Genomic DNA, 25,656 nt, shown 5'->3' with positions numbered 1-25,656 from the left:
CAAGGCAGTGAAGAAGACGACGCCGGCATCGGCAGCTCCATCCACGAAGGCATCTGCGTCGGCAAGGCTCGCAGTACCGTCCAGGTCTCACGCCGCGGCTCCCAGCGCCAGCAAGCCTGCCTTGGCGACGCCCGCCGCCACGCCGCCGGCGAGCAACGCGCTGCGGCCCAAGGCCACTGGCGAAGGTTCGCTGGCGCAGGGGCGGGCACGCACGGTCGTCTACATCCATGGCATCGGCAACAAGCCGCCGGCCGAGGTGTTGCGCTGCCAATGGGATCGCGCGCTGTTCGGTCGCGCGATGGGCGAGCGCACGCGCATGGCCTACTGGGTCAACCGCGAACGCTATCCGTCGCCGGAACCGGGCGATTGCCAGGACCAGGACCGCGGCCCGGTGTTGAACCAGGCCGAGCAGCGTGTGCTCAGCGCACTCGGCGTGGCCCCGCAACTGGCCGATCTGCGCCAACTCGCCGACACGCTCGCCGCCAGCGAGGCCGAGCGCGCACGGCTGCACCAAGTGCTGGACGAGGTGGAGGCGGCGGCGCCGGCACCGGCGGCTGCAGCCGCCGACGTGCACGCGCAGGGCGTGGTCGACGTGCTCAACCGCGCACTGCTGAAGCTGATCTCCGCGGCGCTGCTACAGGACGTGCACGACTTCTTCTTTGTGCCGGCGAGGCGCACGCAGATGCGCGAGAGCCTGCTGCAGCGCATCCGCGCCGGTGGCGGCCCGTTCGTGATCATCGCGCACAGCCAGGGCTCGCTGATCGCCTACGACGTGCTGCGCGAGCTGCAGCCGCAGGACTGCGAGGTGTCGCTGCTGCTCACGCTTGGTTCGCCGCTGGGGCTGCCGGTGGTGCGCAGCATGTTCAAGGAGTGGACCGGCACGCCGAAGCTGCCGTTTCCGCCCTGCGTGGCGCGCTGGGTCAACGTCGCCGAGCGGCGCGATCCGGTGGCGCTGGACGCTGATCTCAGCGACGACATCGCCGATGCCGGCGGGCGCTTCCAGAACATCGCCGGGTCGAAGATCAACCCGGATTGGCAGCACAACCCGCATTCGGCCGCCGGCTACCTCTCTATTCCCGACGTGCGCGCCGAGGTGCGGCGCGCGGTGGGCGTGGGCTTCGATCAGCCGATCGCGCATCCGGTGCTGATCAAGGACCTGTCCGACCAGTTGGAGGCGCGCGCGCCGGATTATCGGCATGAGGTGCTGATCGAACTGGAGCGGCTGTCCGAGGCTGGCGATCCGGCGCAGCGCAAGCATGAGCTGATCGCCGCGTTGCGCACGCTCACCGAGGCCTCCACCGGCCTGCATGGCGAGGCGCTGGATGCGCAGATCGAACTGGAGGACACCCTGCAGCGCTACGTGTCGGCGCGGTTGACCCGGTTCGAGATCGAGAGCCTGCGCGAGCGCTATCGCGACCTCAACCTCAAGCGTTTGTGGCGCGATGCCGGCAAGCGCGCGCTGATCTACCAGTCGCGCAGCACGATCCAGGTGGACGCGGCGCAGGTGGCCTATCGCGCGCTCGGCAGCGGCATCGGCTGGGCGGTGCTGGACAGCGGCATCGCCGCGGCGCATCCGCACTTCCACACCGCCGGGCAACCGGCGACGGTGCTCGCCCAGTGGGACTGCACCCAGCGCGGGCGCCCGCGCGCTTTCCGCCCGGGTGAGGCCGGCTTCGACGCGCTCGATGGCAACGGCCACGGCACCCACGTAGCCGGCATCATCGCCGGGCAGTGCGAGGCGCCGCTGCCGGGCGTGCCGACCACGGCACCGCTGCAGTTCGCCGGCATGGCGCCGCTGGCGCGGCTGTATGGGCTGAAGGTGCTGGACGACGATGGCAACGGGCGCGACTCGTGGATCATCAAGGGCGTGCAGCAGGTGGCCGAGCTCAACGAGCGCGCCGGCGAACTGGTGGTGCACGGGGTCAACCTGAGCCTGGGCGGCTACTTCGACGCCGAGAGCTACGGCTGCGGCTTCACCCCACTGTGCAACGAACTGCGCCGGCTGTGGCGGCAGGGCGTGGTGGTGGTGATCGCGGCCGGCAACGACGGCCTGGCCTGGCTGATGCAGGGCGATGGCGAGGCCTACCCGCTGAACCTGGACCTGAGCATCGGCGACCCCGCCAACCTGGAGGAGTCGCTGGCGGTGGGCTCGGTGCACAAGAGCAGCCCGCACAGCTACGGCATTTCGTATTTCTCCTCGCGCGGCCCGACCGCCGATGGTCGCTACAAGCCCGACCTGGTCGCGCCGGGCGAAAAGATCCTGTCGGCGCACCACGGCTATGCGCTCAAGGATCCCCGCACCTGGATGGTGGAGATGAGCGGCACCAGCATGGCCGCGGCGCATGTGTCGGGGTTGATCGCCGCCTTCCTGTCGGTACGCCGCGAGTTCATCGGTGCGCCGGATCGGGTCAAGCAACTGGTGTTGGCGCAGTGCCTGGACCTGCAGCGCGATCGCTACATGCAGGGCAGTGGGCTGCCGAGCCTGATGCGGATGCTTGGGGGGACGTGAGTGGGGCTGGGATGGGGGATTTGGGAGTGGGGATTCGCAACAGCGGCTTCCCGCGTCGCCCGGGCGTTTCGCTAGGGCAGTCTCAGCCGCGAGGCGCTAGGGCTGGGATGATCAGCCATTCGGCTGCTGAAAAGCCGGGGATTCGGAATTTGGGATTCGAACGGCGGCTTCCTGGGCAGCACGGTCTCCCGTGTGGGAGCGGCTTCAGCCGCGACGCGGTGAGGCCGGGATTGGGGACGGGCGGCGATCGAGGGGCGGAACAGGCTCAGGGGCCGCATCGCCTTTCATGTCGGAGTCTGCTTTCGCCGCAATCGGTGCGACCGAATCACGTCGCGTTCCGACTTCATCGCGTCGCGGCTGAAGCCGCTCCCACAAGGGCATCCATGCATCGCGGTGCGTTGTTGCGGCTGCCGTGCGTGCCATGGCGTTACGGCGTCGCACTTGCGGCTGAGCTTGTGGAAATGGGAGCCGCCGTTGCGACTCCCCAATCCCCAATCCCGGCTCCACCGCGTCGAGGCTGAAGCCGCTCCTACGGGAGAGGCGAGGCGGGCAGGGCAGCTGGGGCGGGCAGGAGATCCGCTGTTGCGAATCCCCAATCCCGACTCCCAAATCCCGGCCTCTCAGGCATTCTTGTTGTGCCGACGCATGATGCGCTGTTTGTCGCGGGCCCAGTCGCGGTCCTTGGCCGCGTTGCGCTTGTCGTGGTCCTGCTTGCCCTTGGCCAGTGCGATCTCGAGCTTGATCTTGTTCTTGCTCCAGTACATCGCGGTGGGCACGAGGGTGTAGCCGTCGCGTTCGACGCGGCCGATCAGCTTGTCGATCTCGTTCCGGTGCAGCAGCAGCTTGCGCGTGCGCCGGTCGTCGGCGACCACGTGGGTGGAGGCCTGGATCAACGGGGTGATCTGCGCGCCGAACAGGAACAGCTCGCCCTGGCGCACGAACGCGTAGCTCTCGCCGATGTTGGCGCGGCCGGCGCGGATCGACTTCACCTCCCAGCCCTGCAGGGCCAGGCCCGCCTCGTAGCGGTCCTCCAGGTGATACTCGTGGCGCGCGCGCTTGTTCAGGGCGATGGTCTTGTTGGCCGTCGCGCCGTTTGCTTTATCCTTGACGGGTTTCTTGCTCATCTTGCTATTGTCTCCGATTCGGGGCCTCCCGAACGTCTTGGTCCCACTTCCCGTCCCGAATGCCTATCATCCGCCGCAGCGCTCTGGTCGAACACGCCGCAACGCGCATGTTCGATCTGGTCAACGACGTCGCCGCCTATCCGCGCCGGTTCGCCTGGTGCGACGCGGCCCATATCCTCGAGCAGAACGACCGCGTGCTGGTGGCGCGGCTGGACCTGGGGCTGGGCTCGTTCCGCACCTGGTTCACCACCGAGAACAGCCTGCAGCGCCCGGATCGCATCGATATGCAGCTGCGCGACGGTCCGTTCAAGCGCCTGCAGGGGCAGTGGACCTTCCAGGGCTTCAACGAGCACGCCAGCAAGGTCAGCCTGATGCTCGACTTCGAACCCGCCTCGCGCCTGCTGGGGCCGGCGCTGGCGCTGGGCTTCCAGAGCCTGGCCGACCGCATGGTCAACGACTTCGTGCGCGTGGCCGACCGGGAACAGGCCTAGCCGCCATGCAGGTGGAGGTGGTGCTGGCCTGGCCGGAGCGCTTCGTGTCGCAGCGGCTGGAGCTGCCGGAAGGCGCGACCGTGGCCGATGCGCTGGCCGCCGCTGCCTTACCCGAAGCGACGCCCGGCATGCCATGCGCGGTCTATGGCGAAGTCGCCGCACCGACGCGGCTGCTGCAGGACGGCGACCGGGTGGAACTGCTCAGGCCGTTGCTGATCGACCCCAAGGACGCCAGGCGACGCCGCGCCAAGCCGCGCTGAGCGGCGGGGCGCGACGCGGCCGCCGGCTCATTCGCCGCGGCGCTGCTTCTTCTTGTCCTTGGCCAGGTTGCGGCCGAACTGGCGCACGCTGTTCTTGGCCAGTTCTTCGTCCTGGTCCGGGAAGTAGTCGCCTTCCCAGCGGGTGACCATGTCGTTGTCGAAGAACACGACGAAATTCTTGATCTCGGTACGGCCAACGCGATCGACACGCTCGGTGGAGGTGTAGTCCCAGCGCTGCGCATGGAACGGATCCGGGATCGAGGGGCTGCCCAGCAGCGCGCTGACCTGCTGCTTGCTCTGTCCGACCTTCAGCTGTTCGACGGCCGACGGCTTGATCAGATTGCCCTGATAGATGGGCTGCTTGTAAATGATGCCGCAGCCAGCGGTGGACAGGGCAACAGCGGCGACCAGCAAGAGATTGCGCATCGGGGACAGGGCTGAATGAAATCACGTCGATGATACACTCCCGGCGACCGCCGCGACCCATTCCCAGGCAGCTGGCGATAAACCAGCTATGAACGGAGACGCCATGGAATCCCACGATCTGCGCAAAGTCGGCCTGAAGGTCACGCACCCCCGGATGCGCATCCTCGAGCTGCTGGAGCAGAAGTCGGCGCGGCACCACATGACCGCCGAGGAGATCTATCGGCAGTTGCTGGATCACGGCGACGAGATCGGCCTGGCCACCGTGTACCGCGTGCTGACCCAGTTCGAGGCGGCCGGGCTGGTGCTCAAGCACAACTTCGAGGGCGGCCAGGCGGTGTACGAACTGGACCGCGGCGGCCACCACGACCACATGGTGGACGTGGACACCGGCAAGATCATCGAGTTCGAAAGCGCGGAGATCGAAGAGTTGCAGCGAAAGATCGCCGCCGATCACGGCTACGAGCTGGAAGAGCACTCGCTGGTGCTGTACGTGCGCAGCAAGCGGCCGAGCGGCAAGAAGGGGTGAGGCTGGCGGCCGGGTCGGCCTTGCCGGCCTGTGTCCCCCTCGGCGCAAGCGCGCTGGGGCTTCGCCACGTACCCTCACCCCAACCCCTCTCCCGGCGGGAGAGGGGCTAAGGCTTCTTCCTTCTCCCATCGAGAGAAGGTGCCCCGCAGGGGCGGGATGAGGGTTCGGGTGTCGCCGCGTGGATCACGTCAGCGGGTCGCTCCGCGCCGAACCCTCACCCCAACCCCTCTCCCGGTGGGAGAGGGGCCTTTGATGCTTTCAATGACCTGCGGCGCCTGGGTAGGGTTGCACGGCCAGGCGCTGGCAGCGCTGCCCGATCGCCAGCCGCTCAGCCCGCGCTGAGCAGCAGCCGCTTGGCGGCGGCGCGGGCTTCCTTGCTGACCTCGACCCCGCCCAGCATCCGTGCCAGTTCTTCCTCGCGCTGGCGCGGCGCCAGCAATTCCACCGAGCTCTGGGTCATGCCTTCGACCGGCGCCTTGCTGACCCGGTAGTGGGCGTGGCCCTGGGCGGCGACCTGCGGCAGGTGGGTCACGCACAGCACCTGGCGCTGCTCGCCGAGCGCGCGCAGCTTCTTGCCGACGATGTCGGCGACGGCGCCGCCGATGCCCGAGTCCACTTCGTCGAAGACCATGGTCGGGACCGCGTCCAGGCCCAGCGCGGCGACCTCGATCGCCAGCGAGATGCGCGACAGTTCGCCGCCGGAGGCGACCTTGCGCAGCGCGCGCGGCGGCTGCCCGGCGTTGGCGGCGACCAGGAACTCGACCCGCTCGGCGCCGGCCGGGTCCGGCCGTTCGGTGTCGTGCGGCTCGAGCTGGATCAGGAAGCGGCCGCCGCCCATGCCCAGTTGACCGATCAGGGCGGTGGTGTCGTGCGACAGCGCTTGCGCGCCACGGTCGCGGGTGGCGGTCAGTGCGGCCGCGGCGTCGCGCCAGGCCTGGGTGGCCTGGGCGATCTCGGCGTCGAGCACGTCCAGCCGCTCGCCGGCGCCGCGCAGGCTCTCCACTTCGGCGAGCAGGGCGTCGCGGTGGTCGGCCAGCGCGTCCACGCCGATCCGGTGCTTGCGCGCCAGGTCGTGCAGGCGGCCGAGCTTGCGTTCCATCTCGTCGAACTGCGCCGGGTCGGCGTCCAGGTCGTCGCGGACCCGGTCGATCAGCGCCAGCGCTTCCTCCAACTGGATGCTGGCGCTGTCGATCAGCGCCTGTACTTCGGCCAGGCGCGGGTCGTACTCGCCGACCTTGCCGAGTTCGTGGCGGGTCTGCTGCAGCAGGTCCAGCACTGCCGGCGCCTCGTCGCCGTTGAGCCGCTGCGCCGCGCCTTCGCAGGCGCCGATCAGTGCGGCGGCGTGGGCCTGGCGGCGGTGGTTGGCGTCGAGGGCGGCGATCGCCGCCGGGTCCAGGTCCTCGCGCTGCAGTTCGGCCAACTGGTGCTGCAGGAAACCGATGCGGTCGCTGACGTCGCCCTGCGCCAGCAGGGTCTCGCGCTCGCTGAGCAGGCCCTGCCAGCGGGCGGCGGCGGCGCGCACCGCGGCGCGCTCGGCGTCGTTGCGGGCATAGGCGTCGAGCAGGCCGAGCTGGCTGCCGCGCGAGAGCAGGGCCTGGTGTTCGTGCTGGCCATGGATCTCGACCAGGTGGCCGGCCAGTTCCGCCAGTTGCGACAGGGTCACCGGGCGCCCGTTGATCCAGGCGCGCGAGCCGCCGTCGGCGCGGATCACCCGCCGCAACTGGCAGTGGTCTTCGTCGTCGAGTTCGTTCTCGCGCAGCCAGGCGCGGGCCTGGGCGGGGGCGACGAACTCGGCCGACAGCTCGGCCCGGTCGGCGCCGTGGCGGACCACGCCGCTGTCGGCGCGCAACCCAGACAGGAAGCCGAGCGCGTCCACCATCAGCGACTTGCCGGCGCCGGTTTCGCCGGACACCACGGTCATGCCTGGGCCGAATTCCAGTTCGGTGCCGCGTACGACGGCGAAATCCTTGATCGAAAGATGTCTGAGCATGGGGTCTGCATCCGGGGCCGCGCAACGCTAGCATGCGCGGGTAGGTGGGCCAATGACTTGCCAAGCCGGCGTGCAGACATTATCTAAGGACCAGTCTCACGGGTTGATTCCATGCGCGCTTCCCCGGTCCATTCCAGCCTCGATCCGCGTGCCCGGCAGCTGCTGCGCACGCTGATCTCGCGCTACATCCGCGACGGCGAGCCGGTCGGCTCGCAGACCCTGGCCCGGCATGCAGGGCTGGACGTGAGCCCGGCGACGATCCGCAACATCCTGGCCGACCTGGAGGACGCCGGGCTGCTGAGCTCGCCGCACACCTCGGCCGGGCGCGTGCCCACCGCCACTGGCTACCGCGTGTTCGTCGACAGCCTGGTGCAGATGCGCCCGCCGGCCGAGGGCGAGGTGGCGCGGCTGCGCGCGGAGATGGCCAACGCCGCCGGCACCCAGGCCTTGCTGGGCAGCGCCTCGGAACTGTTGTCGGCGATGACCCATTTCGTCGGCGTGGTCAGCGCGCCCAAGCGCGAGCAGTTCGCCTTCCGGCACATCGACTTCGTGCCGCTGGACGCGCGGCGGGTGCTGGCGATCCTGGTGTTCGCCGACAACGAGGTGCAGAACCGGGTCATCGAGCCACGCAAGGCCTACGAGCCGGGCGAGCTGGAGCGGGTGGCCAACTATCTGAACCGGCATTTCGCCGGGCGCGCCCTGGCCGACATCCGCGCCAGTCTGCTGCGCGACCTGCGCCATGCGCGCGACGAGATGGAGCGGTTGCTGGCGCACAGCGTCGAGCTGGCCGAGCAGGCGCTGGCCCCGGCCGGCGACGACATGGTGCTGGCCGGGCAGACCAAATTGATGGGCGTGCAGGACCTGTCGGACCTGGAGCGGCTGCGTGAGCTGTTCGAGGTCTTCGCCAGCAAGCGCGAACTCCTGCAACTGCTCGAACGCACCATCCGCGCGCCCGGCGTGCGGATCTTCATCGGCGAAGAGACCGGCATGGTGCCGCTGGAGAGCGTGTCGCTGGTGACCGCCCCGTACATGGCCGGCGGCCAGGTGCTGGGCGTGCTCGGGGTGATCGGCCCCAAGCGCATGGACTACGACCGGGTCATCCCCCTGGTGCAGACCGCCGCCGACGTCCTCGGCGCCCGCCTGGACCCATCCCCGCCCAGCGACCGCTGAGCGCACGCAGCGCTGGTCGAAGCGCCGCCGCCTCATCCGCCAGCAGGCCACCCAGCCGCGCCCGGGCCAATCTCCAATCCCCAATCCCCAATCCCAGCCTCACTTGAATCCGCCCGCGCCGCCCACATAGGTGGTCCGGTAAGGCGGGACGTACCCCGCCAGGGATACGGACATGACGCAAGAGCACCCCGAATTCGATTCCGAACACCTGACCGAGGCGCAGCAGCCCTCGACCGATCCGCTGCAGGCGGAGATCGAGACGCTGCGCAGCGAACTGGCCCTGGTCAAGGCCGACGCCCTGCGCGAGCGGGCCGACCTGGAGAACCAGCGCAAGCGCATCGCCCGCGACGTGGAGCAGGCGCGCAAGTTCGCCAACGAGCGCCTGCTCGGCGACCTGCTGCCGGTGTTCGACAGTCTGGACGCGGGGCTGACCGCCGCCGGCAGCGAGCCCAGCCCGCTGCGCGACGGCCTGGAACTGACCTACAAGCAGTTGCTCAAGGTCGCCGCCGACAATGGCCTGACCCTGCTCGACCCGACGGGCGAGCCGTTCAACCCCGAGCATCACCAGGCGATCAGCCAGGCCGAGGCCGAGGGTGTGGCCCCGGGTCACGTGATCCAGGTGTTCCAGAAGGGCTACCTGCTCAACGACCGCCTGCTGCGGCCCGCCCTGGTGGTCGTGGCCAAGCACGACTGAGCGCGACGGCCGCCCGCGCCTGAACCCGGCGCGGCGGCGGTGGAACGCTAATTTGCGGCGATGGCTTGAATGACCTGCAGCCATCCCTATATCCGAACCAGATCCCGGCACTGGCCGGCTACACGACCTTTCAGGAGTCATTGCAATGGGCAAGATCATCGGCATCGACCTGGGCACGACCAATTCGTGCGTGGCGATCATGGACGGCGGCAAGGCCCGCGTCATCGAGAATTCCGAGGGTGACCGCACCACGCCTTCGATCGTCGCCTACACCAAGGACGGCGAAGTCCTGGTGGGCGCCTCGGCCAAGCGCCAGGCCGTCACCAACCCCAAGAACACCTTCTACGCGGTCAAGCGCCTGATCGGCCGCAAGTTCACCGACGCCGAAGTCCAGAAGGACATCGGCCTGGTGCCGTACAGCATCGTCCAGCACGACAACGGCGACGCCTGGGTGGCCACCGCCGACGGGCGCAAGCTGGCCTCGCAGGAAATCTCCGCGCAGGTGCTGGAGAAGATGAAGAAGACCGCCGAGGCGTTCCTGGGCGAGACCGTCACCGAGGCGGTCATCACCGTGCCGGCGTACTTCAACGACAGCCAGCGCCAGGCGACCAAGGACGCCGGCCGCATCGCCGGCCTGGACGTCAAGCGCATCATCAACGAGCCGACCGCGGCCGCGCTGGCCTACGGCCTGGACAAGGGCCAGGGCGGCGACCGCAAGATCGCGGTGTACGACCTGGGCGGCGGCACCTTCGACGTGTCGATCATCGAGATCGCCAACGTCGACGGCGAGAAGCAGTTCGAAGTGCTGGCCACCAACGGCGACACCTTCCTGGGCGGCGAAGACTTCGACAAGCGCGTCATCGACTACCTGGTGGAAGAGTTCAACAAGGACCAGGGCATCGACCTGCGCAAGGATCCGCTGGCGCTGCAGCGCCTGAAGGACGCCGCCGAGCGCGCCAAGATCGAGCTGTCGTCCTCGCAGCAGACCGAAGTCAACCTGCCGTACGTCACCGCCGACGCGTCGGGCCCGAAGCACCTCAACATCAAGCTGACCCGGGCCAAGCTCGAGGCGCTGGTGGAGGACCTGGTCAAGCGCACCATCGATCCGTGCCGCACCGCGCTGAACGACGCCGGCCTGCGCGCCAGCGACATCACCGAGGTGATCCTGGTCGGTGGCCAGACCCGCATGCCGAAGGTGCAGCAGGCGGTGGCCGAGTTCTTCGGCAAGGAGCCGCGCAAGGACGTCAACCCCGACGAGGCCGTGGCGCTGGGCGCTGCGATCCAGGGCGGCGTGCTGGCCGGCGACGTCAAGGACGTGCTGCTGCTCGACGTGACCCCGCTGAGCCTGGGCATCGAGACCCTGGGCGGCGTGTTCACCAAGATCATCGAGAAGAACACCACCATCCCGACCAAGGCCTCGCAGGTGTTCTCCACCGCCGAGGACAACCAGTCAGCGGTGACCGTGCACGTGCTGCAGGGCGAGCGCGAACAGGCCCGCTACAACAAGTCGCTGGCCAAGTTCGACCTGTCCGGCATCGAGCCGGCGCCGCGCGGCCTGCCGCAGGTGGAGGTGTCTTTCGACATCGACGCCAACGGCATCCTGCACGTGTCGGCCAAGGACAAGAAGACCAACAAGGAACAGAAGGTCGAGATCAAGGCCGGCTCCGGTTTGTCGGACGACGAGATCCAGCGGATGGTCGCCGACGCGGAAGCCAACCGCGAGGAAGACAAGAAGTTCCACGAGCTGGTGCAGGCGCGCAATCAGGCCGACGGCCTGATCCACGCCACCCGCAGCGCGATCACCGAGCACGGCAGCAAGGTCGGCGGCGACGTGATCGGCAAGGTCGAGTCGGCGCTGGCGGATCTGGAAACCGCGATAAAGGGCGACGACAAGGGCCAGATCGAGGCCAAGACCAAGGCGCTGGAAGAGGCCGGTCAGTCGCTGTACGCGGCCGCGGCGGCGGGCGAGCAGCAGCCGGGCGGCAACGCCGGCGGCGCGCATGCGTCCTCGGCCCACGCCGACGACGTGGTCGACGCCGAGTTCACCGAAGTCAAGGACGACAAGAAGTAAGCCGGGATTGGGGATTCGGGATTGGGGATTCGCGAAGGCCTTGGCCTGTTGGTTCCCACTCCCATCCCTGTCCATCAAGTTTGTAAAAGCGGAAGAGCCGAGGCTCTCCGCTTTTGCATTGAACGAATCCCGACTCCCGAATATCGAATCCCCGCCCCATGAGCAAACGCGACTATTACGAAGTGCTGGGTGTGGCCCGCACCGCCAGCGACGACGAGCTGAAGAAGGCCTATCGCCGTTGCGCGATGAAGTACCACCCGGACCGCAATCCCGGCGACCAAGCCGCCGAGGCCGCGTTCAAGGAATGCAAGGAAGCCTATGAGGTGCTGTCCGACGGCAACCGCCGGCGCATGTACGACGCGCACGGCCACGCCGCGTTCGAGCACGGCATGGGCGGGATGGGCGGCGGTCCGGGCGGCCCGGACATGGGCGATATCTTCGGCGACATCTTCGGCAACATCTTCGGTGGCGCCGGCGGTGGCGGACGTGCGCCGCGGCGTGGCGCCGACATCGGCTACGTGCTGGAGTTGGACCTGGAAGAAGCGGTGGCCGGCATCGAGCGCCGCATCGAGATTCCGACCCTGAGCGAATGCGAGCACTGCCACGGCAGCGGTTCGGAGGACGGCAAGGTCGAGACCTGCGTGACCTGCCACGGGCGCGGCCAGGTGCGCATCCAGCGCGGCATCTTCGCCATGCAGCAGACCTGCCCGCAGTGCGCCGGCCGCGGCCAGATCGTGCAGAACCCGTGCGGCGTGTGCCATGGCGCCGGGCGCGTGGAAGAGACCAAGGTGCTGTCGGTGAAGATCCCCGCCGGCGTGGACAACGGCGACCGCATCCGCCTGTCGGGTGAGGGCGAGGCCGGTCCGGCCGGCACCCCGCCGGGCGATCTGTACGTGGAAGTGCGCGTGCGCGAGCACCCGATCTTCCAGCGCGACGGCGACGACCTGCACTGCGAGGTGCCGATCCGCATCTCGCAGGCGGCCCTCGGCGACACCGTGCGCGTGGCCACCCTCGGCGGCGAGGCGGAGATCCGCATTCCGGCCGAGACCCAGACCGGCAAGCTGTTCCGCTTGCGCGGCAAGGGCGTGCGCTCGGTGCGCAGCCGCAGCGAAGGCGATCTGTACTGCCGGGTAGTGGTGGAGACGCCGATCAATCTCACCGCCGACCAGCGCAAGCTGCTGGAGCAGTTCGAGTCCACCTTCACCGGCGAGGACGCGCGCAAGCATTCGCCGAAGTCGGCGACCTTCATCGATGGGGTGAAGGGGTTCTGGGACCGGATGACGTCGTGAGGTGAGCCGGGATTAGGGATTCGGGATTAGGGATGACCAGCCTGCGGCTGTTGGAAGCTGGGATTCGGGATTGGGATTTCCTCGGTATCGCTGGCCACTGCAGCGCTTTTGTGGGAGCGGCTTCAGCCCCGACGCTTTACCGTTAAAGCGTCGGGGCTGAAGCCGCTCCTACAAGTGGAATGCTTCGCCGCTGAGCGGAGTGAGAAATAGAAATTCTTGATTCCGGATGTTGTTTGGACTTCTCCCGCATCCTGGCCCCCGTTGTAGGAGCGGCTTCAGCCGCGACGCTTTCTCGTCGGAGCGTCGCAGCTGAGGCCGTTGTTGCTGAAAGCCCCCGCAACACCGCGCATGCGCGCGCCGCTGAGCGTCCTTGCGCCAGCGCTACACTAAGGCGATGAACGCTTCCGCCGACAGCTCCGCTGCAAATCATCTCATCCATGGCCGCCGCCAGCGCCCCGACGGGCCGGTGCCGGTCGACGTCATTTCCGTGCAGTCGCAACTGGTTTACGGCCATGCAGGCAATAGCGCGGCGGTGCCGCCGTTGCGCGCGCTGGGCCTGCGCGTGGCCGAGATCCCGACCACGCTGCTGAGTAATGCGCCGTTCTACGCGACCTTGCGCGGCAAGGTGCTGCCGTCGGACTGGTTCGCCGACCTGTTGCTCGGCGCCAGCGAACGCGGCCTGCCGCAACGCGCACGCATGCTGGTGTCCGGCTACTTCGGCAGCGTCGGCAATGGCGCCGCCTTCGCCGACTGGCTGGACGCCACGCTGCCGCAGTGCCCGACGCTGCGCTACTGCCTGGACCCGGTGATCGGCGATACGCATACCGGTCCCTACGTGGAACCGGGCCTGGAAGCGATCTTTGCCGAACGCCTGCTGCCGCACGCGTGGCTGGTGACACCGAATGCGTTCGAACTCGGCCGCCTGACCGGCATGCCGGCACTGGCCCAGGACGAGGCGATCGCCGCGGCGCGCGTGTTGCTGGCGCGCGGCCCGCAGTGGGTGCTTGCGCACAGCGTCGGCGGCGATGCCGGGCAATTGGTGACGCTGGCGGTGAGCCGCGAGGCGGTCTACCGCTGGTGTTCGCCATTGCTGCCCGTGGATGTCGCCGGTACCGGCGATGTGCTGATGGCGCTGCTGGTGGCCTTCCTGTTGCGCGGCGACAGCTTCGAGGCGGCGATCGGTCGCGCCATCGCCGGCGTGCATGCGGCGCTGGAGGCGACCCTGGCCGCGGATGTGGAAGAGCTGGACGTGCTGGCGGCGGCGCCGGCGGCGTTGGCCACGCCGTTGCGCTTCGTCGCCGAGCGCCTGGCGTGAGCCTGCGCCCGGTCGTCGGCATCGTCGGCAGCGCCGGCGCCTATGGCCGCTGGCTGAGCCGCTTCTTCCGCGAGCGCATGCAATTGGAGGTGATCGGCCACGATCCGGCCGACCCGCAGTCGCTGGCGCCGGAGGCGCTGCTGCAGCAGGCGCAGGTGCTGATCTTCTCCGCGCCGATCCGGCACACGCCGGCCTTGATCGGCGAGTACGTGCGGCGCGCCGGCGGCCGCGAACGCGGCCAGCTGTGGCTGGACGTCACCTCGGTCAAGGCCGCACCGGTGGCGGCGATGCTGGCCTCGCAGGCGGAAGTGGCCGGCCTGCATCCGATGACCGCGCCGCCGAAGTCGCCCACGCTCAAGGGCCGCGTGCTGGTGGTCTGCGAGGCGCGGGTGGCGCAGTGGCAGCCCTGGCTGCAGAAGATGTGCACGGCGCTGGAAGGCGAGTGCGTGCGCACCACGCCAGAGCACCACGACCGGGTGATGGCGCTGGTGCAGGCGATGGTCCACGCCACGCACCTGGCCCAGGCCGGGGTGCTGCGCGAGCATGCGCCGGCGCTCGGGCCGTTGCAGGCCCTACTGCCGTACCGCTCGGCCTCGTTCGAACTGGATACCGCGATCATCGCGCGCATCCTGGCCCTGAATCCGGTCATCTACGAAGACATCCAGTTCGGCAATCCGCATGTCGGCGATGTGCTGGACGGGCTGATCGCGCAGCTGTCGCGGCTGCGCGCTCAGGTCGGCCGTGGCGACGACGCGGCGCGCGCGCAGTTCCGGGCCGAGTTTCTCGACGCCAACCGGCAGGCCTTGGGCGAGGCGGCGATCGCGCAGGGCAACTACAGCTACGAGCGGGTGGGATACTTGCTCGCCGATCTGACCGAGCAGGCCACGCTCAGCGTGTACTTGCCGGAAGACCGCGCCGGCTCGCTGCGCGCGCTGTTGCACGTGTTCGAGCGCCATGGCGTCAACCTGGCCTCGATCCACTCCTCGCGCACGCAGGCGGGCGAACTGCATTTCCGGCTCGGTTTCGATCCGGACAGCGATGCAACCGCCGTGCGCGCGGCCGCGGCGGAGATCGATGCCAGCGGGATCGGGCGTGTGTTGACGGGTTGATTGGCGCGGCGCTTGCCGATTACCCAATTTCTTGAGTTCACTTGGTCGCGGCTGAAGCCGCTCCTACGAAAACCGAAAGCGACCCTCGTAGGAGCGGCTTCAGCCGCGACCGCGCGATTCCCGAGATGCGTGGAGGGACACCACCACCTCCTCCTCGCAATTCATCCACAGCGCATGTGGATGGCCGCTGCGCAAACATGTGGATAACTGTCGGCGCGCCTTGCGCGGCAAGCCTGTCAAGAGGCGTGGCGAAAAATTCACCAGCTTGCCGCCAGCGCCGCGAACGCCAGTGGCGATGACAGGGCAAGGCGACACTCCGTGGTCGTGGTGCTAGACCGCGGTCAGGGTCAACTCGCCACCGGTGGTGACGAACTGCTGGCCGCGGCGGATCAGCTTGCGGCCGTCGGCCAGTTCGTAGCGCAGTCCGCTGTCGGCGTGCGGGTCGTGCTGCGCCTGCTGCTGGCGCGGCGCATCGTCCTGGAATTCGGTGATCAGATAGGTCTCGCCGTCGGGACCGAGGGCGGGCAATTGGCGAAAGGACATCGGAAGCCTCCTGTCGAACGCTGCATCGAATGCGGTGCGCCTGGGCGGCGTTCGCGACACGCGCGGACCGCAGCAGACGCGGCTCGACCGTAGTCCCGCCGCCGTTAGCGCGGCGTGCTCAGTCGATGAACTGCAGGCGAGCGAGTTCGGCGTACAGCCCGTCCTGCGCCAGCAGCTCGGCATGGGTGCCCTGGGCGACGATGCGGCCGTGGTCCATCACCACGATGCGGTCGGCCTTGAGCACGGTGGCCAGGCGGTGCGCGATCACCAGGGTGGTGCGCCCGGCCATCAGCCGCTCCAGCGCCTGCTGCACGGCATGTTCGCTCTGCGCGTCCAGGGCGCTGGTGGCTTCGTCCAGCAACAGGATCGGCGCGTCCTTGAGCAGGGCGCGGGCGATGGCGATGCGCTGCTGCTGGCCGCCGGACAGGCGCGCGCCGCGCTCGCCCAGTTCGCTGGCATAGCCGTCGGGCAACTGCCGCAGGAAGGCATCGGCTTCGGCCGCGCGCGCCGCGGCCTCGACCTCGGCTTCGCTGGCCTCTAGCCGGCCATAGCGGATGTTGTCGGCGGCGCTGGCGGCAAACAGGGTCGGGTGCTGCGGCACCAGCCCGATCGCCGCGCGCAGCTGCGATGGGTCCAGCGTGCGCAGGTCCAGGCCGTCCACCTGCACGCTGCCCGATTGCGGGTCGTGGAAGCGCATCAGCAGCGCCAGCACCGTGCTCTTGCCGGCGCCGGAAGGGCCAACCAGGGCCACGCTTTCGCCAGGCCGCACGTGCAGGTCGAAGCCGTCCAGCGCCGGGTGATCGGGGCGCTGCGGATAGCGGAAGCTGACGTTGTCGAAGCGCACCTCGCCGCGCAGCGGCTGCGGCAACGCGCGTGGCTGCGCCGGCGCGACGATTTCGGGGCGCTCCTGGAACAGTTCGGCGATGCGGCCCATGCCACCGGCCGCGCGCTGCAGGTCGTTCCAGACCTCGGCCAGCGAGGCCACCGAACCGCCGCCGAACATCGCGTACAGCACGAACTGGCCGAGCGCGCCGGCGCTCAGTTCGCCGGCGGCGACCTCGTGCGCGCCCGACCACAGCACCAGCACGATGGCGCCGAAGATCAGCACGATGGCCGCGGCGGTGATCAATGCCTGTGCGCCGACGCGGCGCCGCGCCACCGCCACGGTCTGCGCCAGCGCCTCGCCGAAGCGGCCGCGTTCGTAGCCTTCGCGCGCGTATGCCTGCACCGTGCGCACCGCGCCCAGGGTCTCGGCGGCCAGGGTGTTGGCGTCGGCGACGCGGTCCTGGCTGGCGCGCGAGATCTTCTGCAGGCGGCGGGCGCCGAGCACGATCGGCAGGACCGCCAGCGGGATGCCGAGCAGGGTGTAGGCGGCCAGGTGCGGGCTGGTGACGCACAGCATCACCACGCTGCCGACCGCGGTGACCGTGCTGCGCAGCGCCACCGACATGGTGCTGCCGATCACCCCGCGCAGTAGTTCGCTGTCGGCCGACAGGCGCGAGACCAGTTCGCCGCTGCGGTTGCGGTCGTGGAAGCCGGCATGCAGGCCGATCAGGTGCGTGTACAGGCGCTCGCGCAGGTCGGCGACCACTTTCTCGCCGAGCAGCGACACGAAGTAGAAGCGCGTGGCGGTCGCCACCGCCAGCACCAGCGCGACTGCGAACAGCAGGGCAAACGACTGATTGATGCGGCTGCTGTCGCTGAAGCCGTGGTCGATCATCTGCCGCACCGCCACCGGCAGGCTCAGCGTGGCGCTGGAGGAGATCGCCAGCGCCACCAGCCAGGCGACGAGCAGGCCGCGCCGGCGACGCACGAACGGCCACAGGGTGCGCAGGCTGCCGAGCCTGCGCAGCGACTTGGCCTGGTCGGCCGACGGGGTGTTCATGCGGGGGCGGGTTCCGAACAGCGGACCCGATTGCGAGTGGCGTCGCGCAGGCGGGTTTTCAAGGCGTCGACGCGATCGCTGGGCAGGCGCAGGCGCAATTCGGCGCCGCCGGCATCGAAGCGTTCATCGAGTTTTTCCGCGGCGCAGGCGCTCAGCGCGGCATGCACCGCACCCAGGTCGTCGAAGCCGCAGTGCAGGGTCAGCAGGCTCAAGGCCAGCAGCGGTTGCCGCGGCGCCAGGCGCAGGCACTCGGCCGCGCTGCCGCCGTAGGCGCGGACCAGGCCGCCGGCGCCGAGCTTGATGCCGCCGTACCAGCGCGTGACCACCACCACCACGCGGTCGAAGCCCTGGCCGTCGATCGCCGCCAGGATCGGCCGGCCGGCGGTGCCGGCGGGCTCGCCGTCGTCGCTGGAGCGGTACTCGTCGCCGTGGCGGTAGGCCCAGCAATTGTGGGTGGCGTCGGCCACCATCACCTGCTGCACGAACGCCAGCGCTGCGCCGGCGTCGGCGATCGGCGCGGCGTGGGCCAGGAAGCGGCTGTGCTTGATCTCCACGCTGTGGCTGACGGGGTGCGGGAGCGTATCGGGCATCGGCAGCATTGTAGACGAGGCGCGCTGCCGGCCTGCGGCGCAGGCGCCGGCAGCGCGTGGCTCAGTCCTGCAGCAGCGTGCGCAGGTCTGCGGGCACCGTGCGGTGCGGGTGGGTGCGCTGGAAGCGCAGCAGGCTGGCGCGGGCGACGTCCAGTTCGCCGCCGTCGCGGCGCTCGCGGATCCGTTGCAGCCAGCGCCGCGGGGGCAATTGCGCGTCGGCCTCCACGGCGACTTCCACTGCGGCCGCCGAGGCGCCAGCGAAGGACCGGGGCTGTGCCGATGCGGCGGCGGGCGCGGCAGACGATGTGGAAGGTTGCAGCGACAGCGCCTCCGACGATCCGGTGGCAGCGGCCTGCGCGCGCGCGGCGGCCGCCAGCTTGGCCTGGCGGGCGTCGTCGGTGGGCGCGCTGCGTGCCCAGGTGTCCTGCGTCGTTGCCGCGCGCGCCGGTGCGCGCAAGGCCATGGCGGCGGGGGCGGCTTGCTGTTCGGTGGCCGGTGCGGCAGCCGGCTCGCTGTTGTCTGCCGCGATCGCCGGTGACGGTGGCGGTGGTGCCGGTGCCGGTGCCGGCGGTGCAGCGGGCGCGACCATCGCCGGTGACGCGGGAGGGGCCAGGTTCTTCGTGGGCACCGGCTTGCGCGCCTGCGCCTCCAGCAGCGGCGCGGCAGGTGCTTCGGCTTCCCTGCGCGCCGAGGCCACAGGGGCGGGCGCTGTGACCTCGGGGGCCGCCGGCGCGGTGGCAGCCGGTGCCGGCTCCGCGGAGGTCGGTGCCGGCGATGCGGCTGGTGCAGAGGGGGCGTCGGTGGCAGGCGTCGCTGCTGGAGCAGGCGCTGCCGACGGCATCGGCGCCGAGGGCACCGGCGGGCGTGCGCGCCAGGCGATGCCGGCCACCAGCACCAGCGAGGCCGCCAGGCCCAGCCAGGTCGGCCAGCGTGACCGCGACGCCGATGCGGCGGTGCGCGATGCAGGCGCGGGGTCTCGTTCGGCCGAGGTGGAGCGGGCGGGGGGGATGGACGCTGGCATCGCGGCGGTGGCCTGCGCCCGCGCCCGTTCGGCGGCGCTGCTGGGATACTCCGCGATCTCGACGGCGCCCGGCGCGACCGCTGCGCGGGCGGCAGCCAGGATCGCCGCATCCAGCGCCGGGGGCGGCAATGCCTGCCGGCCCAGGCGCAGGCGTTCGGCGAGCGCGCGCTCTTCCGGGGTCAGCGGTTCGTCGGCGCTCATCCGCCCAGCCTCGCGCGCAGTTTGTCCATCGCATAGCGCAGCCGCGACTTGACCGTCTCGCGGCCGACGCCGGTGATCTGCCCGATCTCGTCCAGGCTCAATTCCTGCTCCAGGCGCAGCAGCAGCACGTCGCGTTGCTCCTCGGGAAGCGCATCCAGCGCCAGTTGCAACTGGCGCCGTTGTTCGAAGGCGGACAACTGCCGCTCCGGGGTGTCGGGGTCCTGCACGCGGGCGGTGCGCAGGTCGGCGTCGGCCGGCGCCGGCGGGCGGTGCTTGGCCGCGCGCCAATGGTCGCCGAGCCGATTGTGGGCGATGCGCAGCAGCCAGGTGGTGAATGCGGCCTGCGGCTGCCAGTCCAGGCGTGCGGCGATTACCCGCTGCCACACGTCCTGGAACAGCTCTTCGGCCAGCGCCCGGTCGCGCAGCTGCCGCAGCAGGTACTGGTACAGGCGGCCGCGGTGGCGCAGGTACAGGGTCTCGAACGCGCGTGCGTCGCCGGCGGCATAGGCCAGCATCAGGGCTTCGTCGCTCGCTTCGACCGGGGCGTCCACGGCGGCAAGCCTAAGCGTTCGCCGGTCCGCCGCATAGTCGGGAGGCGGGAGCCCGGGAGAGGGCGTCGATGGCGGAAATTCGGACAACATGGGTAGACAAACGCCTATCGCGACACTTCGGGGTCGATCGGGCGTCGATCGGTTCATGCAACGGGTATGCTGGTGGTGAAGGGCGAGCGTGGAGCAGTTCCGGGGGGCCCTGCAGGAGTTGTCGTCGATGCTGTTCAATTCGTCCACCACGGTCCGCGAAGACCCATCCGGCGGCCATGCCCCCGCGCGCACGGCGCAGGCCCTGTGCGGCCTGCTGCCGCCCGGCAGCGCCGTGGCGATCGGCTGCGGCGACGGAGTGGTTGGCCGCCTGCACGGCGCCAGCGCAGAGGCGCCGGGGTGGTTGCAGGCGCTGGTCGCGGAGGCGCTGGTCGACACCGCGCCGCTGCCGTCGACGGTGCCGGCAGTGCTGCACGTGCACCGCACCGCCGAAGGCGCCTGCGTGGCCATCGGCGCGGAGCTGGCGCAGCCCCTGGACGCAGCGCAACGCGCGGCCTGGTGCGATGCCGCCGTCGCCTTCGGCCTCAACCTGCTCGACACCGAGCGCATGCGCGCGCGCATCGAGGGCCTGGAGAAATCCAAGCAGCTGCAGCAGGCGCTGTACGAGATCGCCGACCTGGCCGGCGCCGATCTGGAAATGAGTCAGATGCTGCAGCGCGTGCATGCGGTCCTGGAATCGCTGATGTACGCGGAGAACTGCTACATCGTCGAATACGACGAAGATCAGCAGAGCATGCGCTTTCTGTACTTCTCCGACCGCCACGACGACTTCGTCGCCGATCCGGAGCAGACCTACTTGCTGCGCGACATGCCGCACAGCCTCACCGTGGGACTGCTGCGCCACGGCCGCGCGGTGCGCGGGCCCTCGGAGCAGGTGCGCGAACGCCTGCAGGTGGGCTACAACGCCGAACACGGCCCGGAAAGCCGCGACTGGCTGGGCGTGCCGATGCTGCGCGAGGGCCGCGTGTGCGGCGCCATCGTGGTGCAGAACTACGACTACGCGCTGCGCTACACCGACGCCGACCGCGCGCTGCTGGCCTACGTGGCGCAACACGTGCAGACCGCGATGGACCGGCGCCATGCGCAGGTGCAACTGGAGCGGCGGGTGCACCTGCGGACCCAGGAACTGCAGCGCGCCAACCGCGACCTGCAGGACGAGATCCAGGAGCGCAAGCGCGCCGAGACGCTGCAACTGGCGCTGTTCCGCATCGCCGAGTTGGCGATCCGCTCGGAAAGCCTGCAGCAGTTCTACACCGAGGTGCACGCCATCGTCGGCGGGCTGATCGACGCGCGCAACCTGTACATCGCGCTGCTGTCCGACGACGACACGATGCTGGAGTTCGTGTACTCGGTGGACGAGTTCACTCCCTACCGGCCGCAACGGCGCCGCGGCCGCGGACTGACCGAGTACGTGATGCGGGTGCGGCGTCCGCAACTGCTCGAACTTCCCGACATCGACGCCTTGCTGGCGCAGGGCGAGGTACAGGAGTACGGCCAGCGCCCCTACAGCTGGCTGGGCGTGCCGCTGTTCGACGAAGGCGAGGTGATCGGCGCGATCGTGGTGCAGAGCTACATCGCCAAGGTGCGGTTCACCGAGCACGACCAGCGCCTGCTGACCTTCGTCGCGCACAACGTCGGCAGTGGCCTGGCGCGGCAGCGCGCGCAGGAACGGCTGCGGCTGGCGCACGCGGAGCTGGAGCAGCGCGTGGAAGAACGCACCCGCGAACTGGCCGAGGTCAACGAGCAATTGCTGGCGCAGATCGCCGAACGCTGGCGTGCCGAGCAGCGCCTGACCCATCAGGCGCTGCACGATGCGCTGACCGGGTTGCCGAACCGATCGCATCTGCTGGACCGGCTCAGCGAGGCGATCTCCCGCGCCCGCGGCGGCGGCAGGACCTTCGCCGTGCTGTTCCTGGATCTGGACCGGTTCAAGCTGGTCAACGACAGCATCGGCCACGCCGCCGGCGACGAGATGCTGGTGCAGGTGGCCAAACGCATCGTCTCCACGATCCGCGGCCAGGACGTGGTGGCGCGCCTGGGCGGCGACGAGTTCGCGGTGCTGACGCCGTGCGAGCACGGCCTGGACGGCGCGCGCGAATTGGCGCGGCGCCTGCTGCACGTGCTCGGCCAGCCGATGTGGGTGGCCGGCCGCGAATTGTTCCCGTCCGGCAGCCTGGGCATCGCCGCCTGGCATCCGCGCTACCACAACGGCGAGGAGATGCTGCGCGACGCCGACGCGGCCATGTACCGGGCCAAGGCGCAGACGCAGGATCGCTGCGTGGTGTTCGACGAGGCCATGCGCGAGGCGGCGCTGCGCAGCCTGGATCTGGAGGCGGACCTGCGCCGGGCGATCAACAACCGCGACTTCGAGCCGTTCTACCAACCGATCGTGCGCCTGCGCGACGGCGAGGTGATCGGCCACGAAGCGCTGCTGCGCTGGCGCCACGAAAGTCGTGGCTTGCTGGTGCCGAGCCAGTTCATCGACCTGGGCGAGGAGAGCGGCCTGATCGAGCAGGTGGACTGGCTGCTGTACGCGCAGGTGATCCGGCGCCTGGCGCAGAGCGAGGGCGGCTACGTCTCGGTCAACGTCTCGCCGCGGCACTTCCGCTCGCCGGATTTCACCGAGCGGCTGTTCGGGCTGATCGACACCGCCGGCGCCGATCCGCGCCGGCTGCGCGTGGAGATCACCGAGGTGGCGCTGCTCGACGACGCACCGCGCACCCTGACCATCCTGCAGGCGCTGCGCGAGCGCGGCGTGCTGGCGCAACTGGACGACTTTGGTACCGGCTTCTCGGCCCTGTCCTACCTGCACCGCTTCCCGATCTCGGTGCTGAAGATCGACCAGAGCTTCGTCGCCGGCCTGCAGGACGAGGGCAGCACCGGCAGCCACGCGCTGGTGCGCGGCATTCTCGCCCTGGCCAGCACCCTGGGCATCGAAACGGTGGGCGAAGGCATCGAGACCGAACAGCAACTGGCAACCCTGCGCGAACTGGGTTGCGACTACGGGCAGGGCTATCTGCTTGGGCGCCCGGCCGCCGCGCCGCAACCGCTCTGAGGCGGCCACGTGCCGAGCGCGTCCGCATGCGCGTGTTGGCCCCCAGCGCGAGACGTTGCGGCGCGTTTGTTCGATGCGCGCCTCCGTCATCCCCCAGCCGCTGGAGCGACTGAGCATTTCGTCATCGCAGCTTGTCGTGTAGGAGCGGCGTCAGCCGCGACCGGGCGTTCCTGGTAAAGCCCCATCGCGGCTGAAGCCGCTCCTACAGGACTGTTCCCGTCGTGACGCCAAGCGCCCGGCGCTTGCCGCCGACACGTTGCCTTAGGTTTCAGCGCAACGCGTTGCGGCGCTTCTCGTCGATCCGCGCCGCAGTGGCGGTGAGGCGTCGGAGTCGGTAACGCGTCGCCACGCCATGATCCCGCCGCCCCTCAGGCGCTCCTAGCGCAACGCGTTGCGTCGCTTTTCATCAATCCGCGCCATGGAAGCAGTGAGGCGCCGGAATCTGTAACGCGTCGCCACGCGCCAGATGCTTACCGCCGATCAGAGATGCTCTCAGCGCAGCGCGTTACGGCGCTTCTCGTCAATCCACTTCGACGCCTGCGCTGGCGTGTACTCGCGCATCCAGCCCAGCATCGTGTCGATGTCGCTGCCGTACCACAGGTCGGCGCGCTGGTCCGGGTGCAGGAAGCGCTCTTCGACCATGCGATCGATCATGCCGATCAGCGGCGCGTAGAACCCTTCCACGTCGAGGAAGGCGCAGGGCTTGTTGCCGATGCCGAGCTGGCGCCAGGTCAGCATCTCGAAGATTTCTTCCATGGTGCCGAAGCCGCCGGGCAGGGCGACGAAGGCGTCGGACAGGTCGAACATGCGCGACTTGCGCTCGTGCATCGAGCCGACGATCTCCAGCTCGGTGAGGCCGCGGTGCGCCACTTCCCAGTCCGCCAGTTGCTTGGGAATCACGCCGGTGACCTCGCCGCCGGCGGCGAGCACCGCATTGGCAACGGTGCCCATCAGGCCGACATTGCCGCCGCCATAGACCAGGCGCAGCCCCTGCTCGGCGATGCGCGTGCCCAGCGCGGTGGCACGTTCGACATAGGCGGGCTTGTTGCCGGCGTTGGAGCCGCAGTAGACGCAGATGCTTTTCATGGGATTCGGGAGTTGGGATTGGGGATTCGTAAAAGCGGTGGGTTCGTCGGGGCGCTGAGGCTGACGGAGCGGGCGCGGTTCATCGCTTGATCGCTTCACGCGTGAGGCGATCCGCAAAGCACAACGCCGGGCATGTGCCCGGCGCTGTGCGATTGCCGGGCGGGGCAGGAAGAGGGACGCTTTTGCGAATCCCCAATCCCGACTCCCCAATCCCAGCCTCAGTTAGCCTTATGGATCGCCCGCTTGCTCACCGCCATGGCCGCGTCGTGGATCGCTTCGGACAGGGTGGGGTGGGCGTGGCAGATGCGCGCCAGGTCGTCGGCCGAGCCGTTGAACTCCATGGTCAGCACGCCTTCGTGGACCAGTTCGGAGACGCCGACGCCGACCAGGTGCATGCCCAGGACGCGGTCGGTCTCGGCGTGGGCGATGACCTTGACGAAGCCCGCGGGCTCGCCCATCGCCACCGCACGGCCGATCGCCGCGAACGGGAAGCTGCCGGCCTTGTACGGCACGCCTTCGGCCTTGAGCTGCTGCTCGGTCTTGCCGACCCAGGCGATTTCCGGCTCGGTGTAGATGACCCACGGAATGGTGTCGAAGTTGACGTGGCCGGGCAGGCCGGCGATCAGTTCGGCGACCGCGATGCCTTCCTCGAAACCCTTGTGCGCCAGCATCGGCCCACGCACGCAGTCGCCGATCGCCCACACGCCGTCGACGCCGGTGTGGCAGTGCGCATCGACCTCGATCTGGCCGCGCTCGTTGACCTTGACGCCGGTGCCGTCGGCCAGCAGGCCCTTGGTGGCGGCGCGGCGGCCGACGGCTACCAGCAGCTTGTCCACGTTGAGGGTCTTCTCGCCTTCGCCGTCGCTATAGGTGACGACCACTTCCTGCTTCTTGCCCTTGCCGGTGACCTCGGTCTTGGAGACCTTGGCGCCGAGCTTGATGTCCAGGCCCTGCTTCTTGAATTCCTTCAAGGCGGTCTTGGCCACTTCGGCATCGGCCAGGGCCAGGAAGTCCGGCAGCGCTTCGAGGATGGTGACCTCGGCGCCCAGGCGCTTCCACACGCTGCCCAGTTCCAGGCCGATCACGCCGGCGCCGATCACCGCCAGGCGCTTGGGCACCTCGGTGAAGTCCAGCGCGCCGACGTTGTCGACGATGGTCTCGCCGTCGAACTTGGCGAACGGCAGTTCGATCGAATCCGAACCGGCGGCCAGGATCACGTTGGTGCCCTTCAGCTCGACTTCGCTGCCGTCGTGCTGCTTGACCTTGACCACGTTGCCCGGCTGCAGTTCGCCGAAGCCGTAGTACGGGGTGATCTTGTTCGCCTTGAACAGCATCGCGATGCCGCCGGTGAACTGCTTGACGATCTTGTCCTTGCGCCCGACCATCGCCGCGACGTCGATCTTGGCGTCCTTGAAGCTGATGCCGTGCTCGCCGAACAGGTGGCCCATGTTCCAGAACTGGCGCGAGGAATCCAGCAGCGCCTTGGACGGAATGCAGCCCACGCGCAGGCAGGTGCCGCCGAGCGCCGGCTTGCCGTCCTTGCCGAGCGCCGCGTCGATGCACGCGGTCTTCAGGCCCAACTGGGCGGCACGGATGGCCGCGTGATAGCCGGCGGGACCGGCACCGATGACGACGACGTCGAAATTTTCAGCCATTTCAGAATCCTTTGCCTTTCCCTTCTCCCGCCGGGAGAAGGTGGCGC

At 69.3% G+C, this 25,656-nt stretch carries 21 protein-coding genes; 11 read left to right on the top strand and 10 right to left on the bottom strand.

Going from position 1 to position 25,656, the window contains the following annotated elements:
• Positions 1–259: 259 nt before the first annotated feature.
• Complete coding sequence (locus PIQ37_RS01085) at positions 260–2,509, top strand: S8 family peptidase (RefSeq protein WP_342072406.1); 2,250 nt, start codon at positions 260–262, stop codon at positions 2,507–2,509.
• Between the two features lie 620 nt (positions 2,510–3,129).
• On the opposite strand, the gene smpB is transcribed toward PIQ37_RS01085, so the two are convergent.
• A complete protein-coding gene (gene smpB / locus PIQ37_RS01080) occupies positions 3,130–3,633 on the bottom strand; it encodes an SsrA-binding protein SmpB (RefSeq protein ID WP_017908548.1) in 504 nt (167 codons plus the stop codon).
• A 59-nt stretch (positions 3,634–3,692) separates the two neighbouring features.
• Between smpB and PIQ37_RS01075 the strand changes: the two genes are divergently transcribed.
• Both PIQ37_RS01075 and PIQ37_RS01070 read left to right on the top strand, forming a co-directional pair.
• Positions 3,693–4,124 (top strand): type II toxin-antitoxin system RatA family toxin, encoded by a 432-nt coding sequence (locus PIQ37_RS01075; RefSeq protein ID WP_026144297.1) that lies wholly within the window; start codon positions 3,693–3,695, stop codon positions 4,122–4,124.
• A 5-nt stretch (positions 4,125–4,129) separates the two neighbouring features.
• Positions 4,130–4,384, top strand: coding sequence for an RnfH family protein (locus tag PIQ37_RS01070; RefSeq protein WP_267114402.1), 255 nt, complete (start codon positions 4,130–4,132; stop codon positions 4,382–4,384).
• Between the two features lie 27 nt (positions 4,385–4,411).
• Here the strand turns inward: PIQ37_RS01070 and PIQ37_RS01065 are convergent, their stop codons facing one another.
• A complete protein-coding gene (locus tag PIQ37_RS01065; RefSeq protein ID WP_017908545.1) occupies positions 4,412–4,810 on the bottom strand; it encodes an outer membrane protein assembly factor BamE in 399 nt (132 codons plus the stop codon).
• Positions 4,811–4,913: 103 nt separating this feature from the next.
• Here PIQ37_RS01065 and fur point away from each other — a divergent pair, with 103 nt between their 5' ends.
• Entirely contained in the window at positions 4,914–5,336 is a 423-nt protein-coding gene (gene fur / locus PIQ37_RS01060) for a ferric iron uptake transcriptional regulator (RefSeq protein WP_026143876.1), read from the top strand.
• A gap of 328 nt (positions 5,337–5,664) precedes the next feature.
• Here fur and recN read toward each other — a convergent pair whose 3' ends face one another.
• Positions 5,665–7,326, bottom strand: a complete 1,662-nt coding sequence (gene recN / locus PIQ37_RS01055; RefSeq protein WP_342072028.1) for a DNA repair protein RecN — start codon at positions 7,324–7,326, stop codon at positions 5,665–5,667.
• Positions 7,327–7,437: 111 nt separating this feature from the next.
• On the opposite strand from recN, the gene hrcA reads away from it, so the two are divergent.
• From hrcA to PIQ37_RS01025, 6 genes are all read left to right on the top strand, one after another.
• A complete protein-coding gene (gene hrcA, locus PIQ37_RS01050; protein ID WP_342072027.1) occupies positions 7,438–8,496 on the top strand; it encodes a heat-inducible transcriptional repressor HrcA in 1,059 nt (352 codons plus the stop codon).
• A 172-nt stretch (positions 8,497–8,668) separates the two neighbouring features.
• Positions 8,669–9,190 (top strand): nucleotide exchange factor GrpE, encoded by a 522-nt coding sequence (grpE, locus tag PIQ37_RS01045; RefSeq protein WP_017913573.1) that lies wholly within the window; start codon positions 8,669–8,671, stop codon positions 9,188–9,190.
• A gap of 145 nt (positions 9,191–9,335) precedes the next feature.
• On the top strand, positions 9,336–11,261 hold the full coding sequence (dnaK, locus tag PIQ37_RS01040) for a molecular chaperone DnaK (protein ID WP_342072026.1): 1,926 nt from the start codon (positions 9,336–9,338) through the stop codon (positions 11,259–11,261).
• Between the two features lie 158 nt (positions 11,262–11,419).
• Positions 11,420–12,550: a molecular chaperone DnaJ gene (gene dnaJ, locus PIQ37_RS01035; RefSeq protein WP_342072025.1), complete on the top strand. Its 1,131-nt coding sequence runs from the start codon at positions 11,420–11,422 to the stop codon at positions 12,548–12,550.
• A gap of 394 nt (positions 12,551–12,944) precedes the next feature.
• Entirely contained in the window at positions 12,945–13,865 is a 921-nt protein-coding gene (gene pdxY, locus PIQ37_RS01030; RefSeq protein ID WP_342072024.1) for a pyridoxal kinase, read from the top strand.
• Positions 13,862–14,974 carry a prephenate dehydrogenase gene (locus PIQ37_RS01025; protein WP_342072023.1) on the top strand — a complete coding sequence of 371 codons (1,113 nt, stop codon included), beginning with the start codon at positions 13,862–13,864 and terminating at the stop codon, positions 14,972–14,974. The genes pdxY and PIQ37_RS01025 overlap by 4 nt, the downstream gene beginning before the upstream one ends.
• Before the next feature lie 330 nt (positions 14,975–15,304).
• On the opposite strand, the gene PIQ37_RS01020 is transcribed toward PIQ37_RS01025, so the two are convergent.
• The 5 genes from PIQ37_RS01020 to PIQ37_RS01000 form a co-directional block, all read right to left on the bottom strand.
• On the bottom strand, positions 15,305–15,517 hold the full coding sequence (locus PIQ37_RS01020; protein WP_043092188.1) for a hypothetical protein: 213 nt from the start codon (positions 15,515–15,517) through the stop codon (positions 15,305–15,307).
• Positions 15,518–15,635: 118 nt separating this feature from the next.
• The gene (locus PIQ37_RS01015) at positions 15,636–17,402 is read right to left on the bottom strand and encodes an ABC transporter transmembrane domain-containing protein (RefSeq protein ID WP_342072022.1); all 1,767 of its coding nucleotides are present in this window, start codon (positions 17,400–17,402) and stop codon (positions 15,636–15,638) included.
• Positions 17,399–17,992, bottom strand: coding sequence for an IMPACT family protein (locus tag PIQ37_RS01010; RefSeq protein ID WP_342072021.1), 594 nt, complete (start codon positions 17,990–17,992; stop codon positions 17,399–17,401). Before PIQ37_RS01010 ends, PIQ37_RS01015 begins: the two co-directional genes overlap by 4 nt.
• A gap of 61 nt (positions 17,993–18,053) precedes the next feature.
• Positions 18,054–19,214, bottom strand: a complete 1,161-nt coding sequence (locus PIQ37_RS01005; protein WP_342072020.1) for a hypothetical protein — start codon at positions 19,212–19,214, stop codon at positions 18,054–18,056.
• Complete coding sequence (locus PIQ37_RS01000) at positions 19,211–19,765, bottom strand: RNA polymerase sigma factor (protein ID WP_160946038.1); 555 nt, start codon at positions 19,763–19,765, stop codon at positions 19,211–19,213. Before PIQ37_RS01000 ends, PIQ37_RS01005 begins: the two co-directional genes overlap by 4 nt.
• A gap of 217 nt (positions 19,766–19,982) precedes the next feature.
• Here PIQ37_RS01000 and PIQ37_RS00995 point away from each other — a divergent pair, with 217 nt between their 5' ends.
• Complete coding sequence (locus PIQ37_RS00995) at positions 19,983–22,868, top strand: bifunctional diguanylate cyclase/phosphodiesterase (protein WP_342072019.1); 2,886 nt, start codon at positions 19,983–19,985, stop codon at positions 22,866–22,868.
• A gap of 492 nt (positions 22,869–23,360) precedes the next feature.
• On the opposite strand, the gene PIQ37_RS00990 is transcribed toward PIQ37_RS00995, so the two are convergent.
• Both PIQ37_RS00990 and lpdA read right to left on the bottom strand, forming a co-directional pair.
• The gene (locus PIQ37_RS00990) at positions 23,361–23,954 is read right to left on the bottom strand and encodes an LOG family protein (protein WP_017913415.1); all 594 of its coding nucleotides are present in this window, start codon (positions 23,952–23,954) and stop codon (positions 23,361–23,363) included.
• 218 nt (positions 23,955–24,172) lie between these two features.
• Entirely contained in the window at positions 24,173–25,609 is a 1,437-nt protein-coding gene (gene lpdA, locus PIQ37_RS00985; protein ID WP_342072018.1) for a dihydrolipoyl dehydrogenase, read from the bottom strand.
• Positions 25,610–25,656 lie beyond the last annotated feature (47 nt).

Source organism: Xanthomonas protegens, from assembly GCF_038442435.1.
Classification (GTDB): domain Bacteria; phylum Pseudomonadota; class Gammaproteobacteria; order Xanthomonadales; family Xanthomonadaceae; genus Xanthomonas_A; species Xanthomonas_A sontii.
Note: the sequence above shows the minus strand (reverse complement) of the source record. Positions and strands in the feature narration are given on the sequence as shown.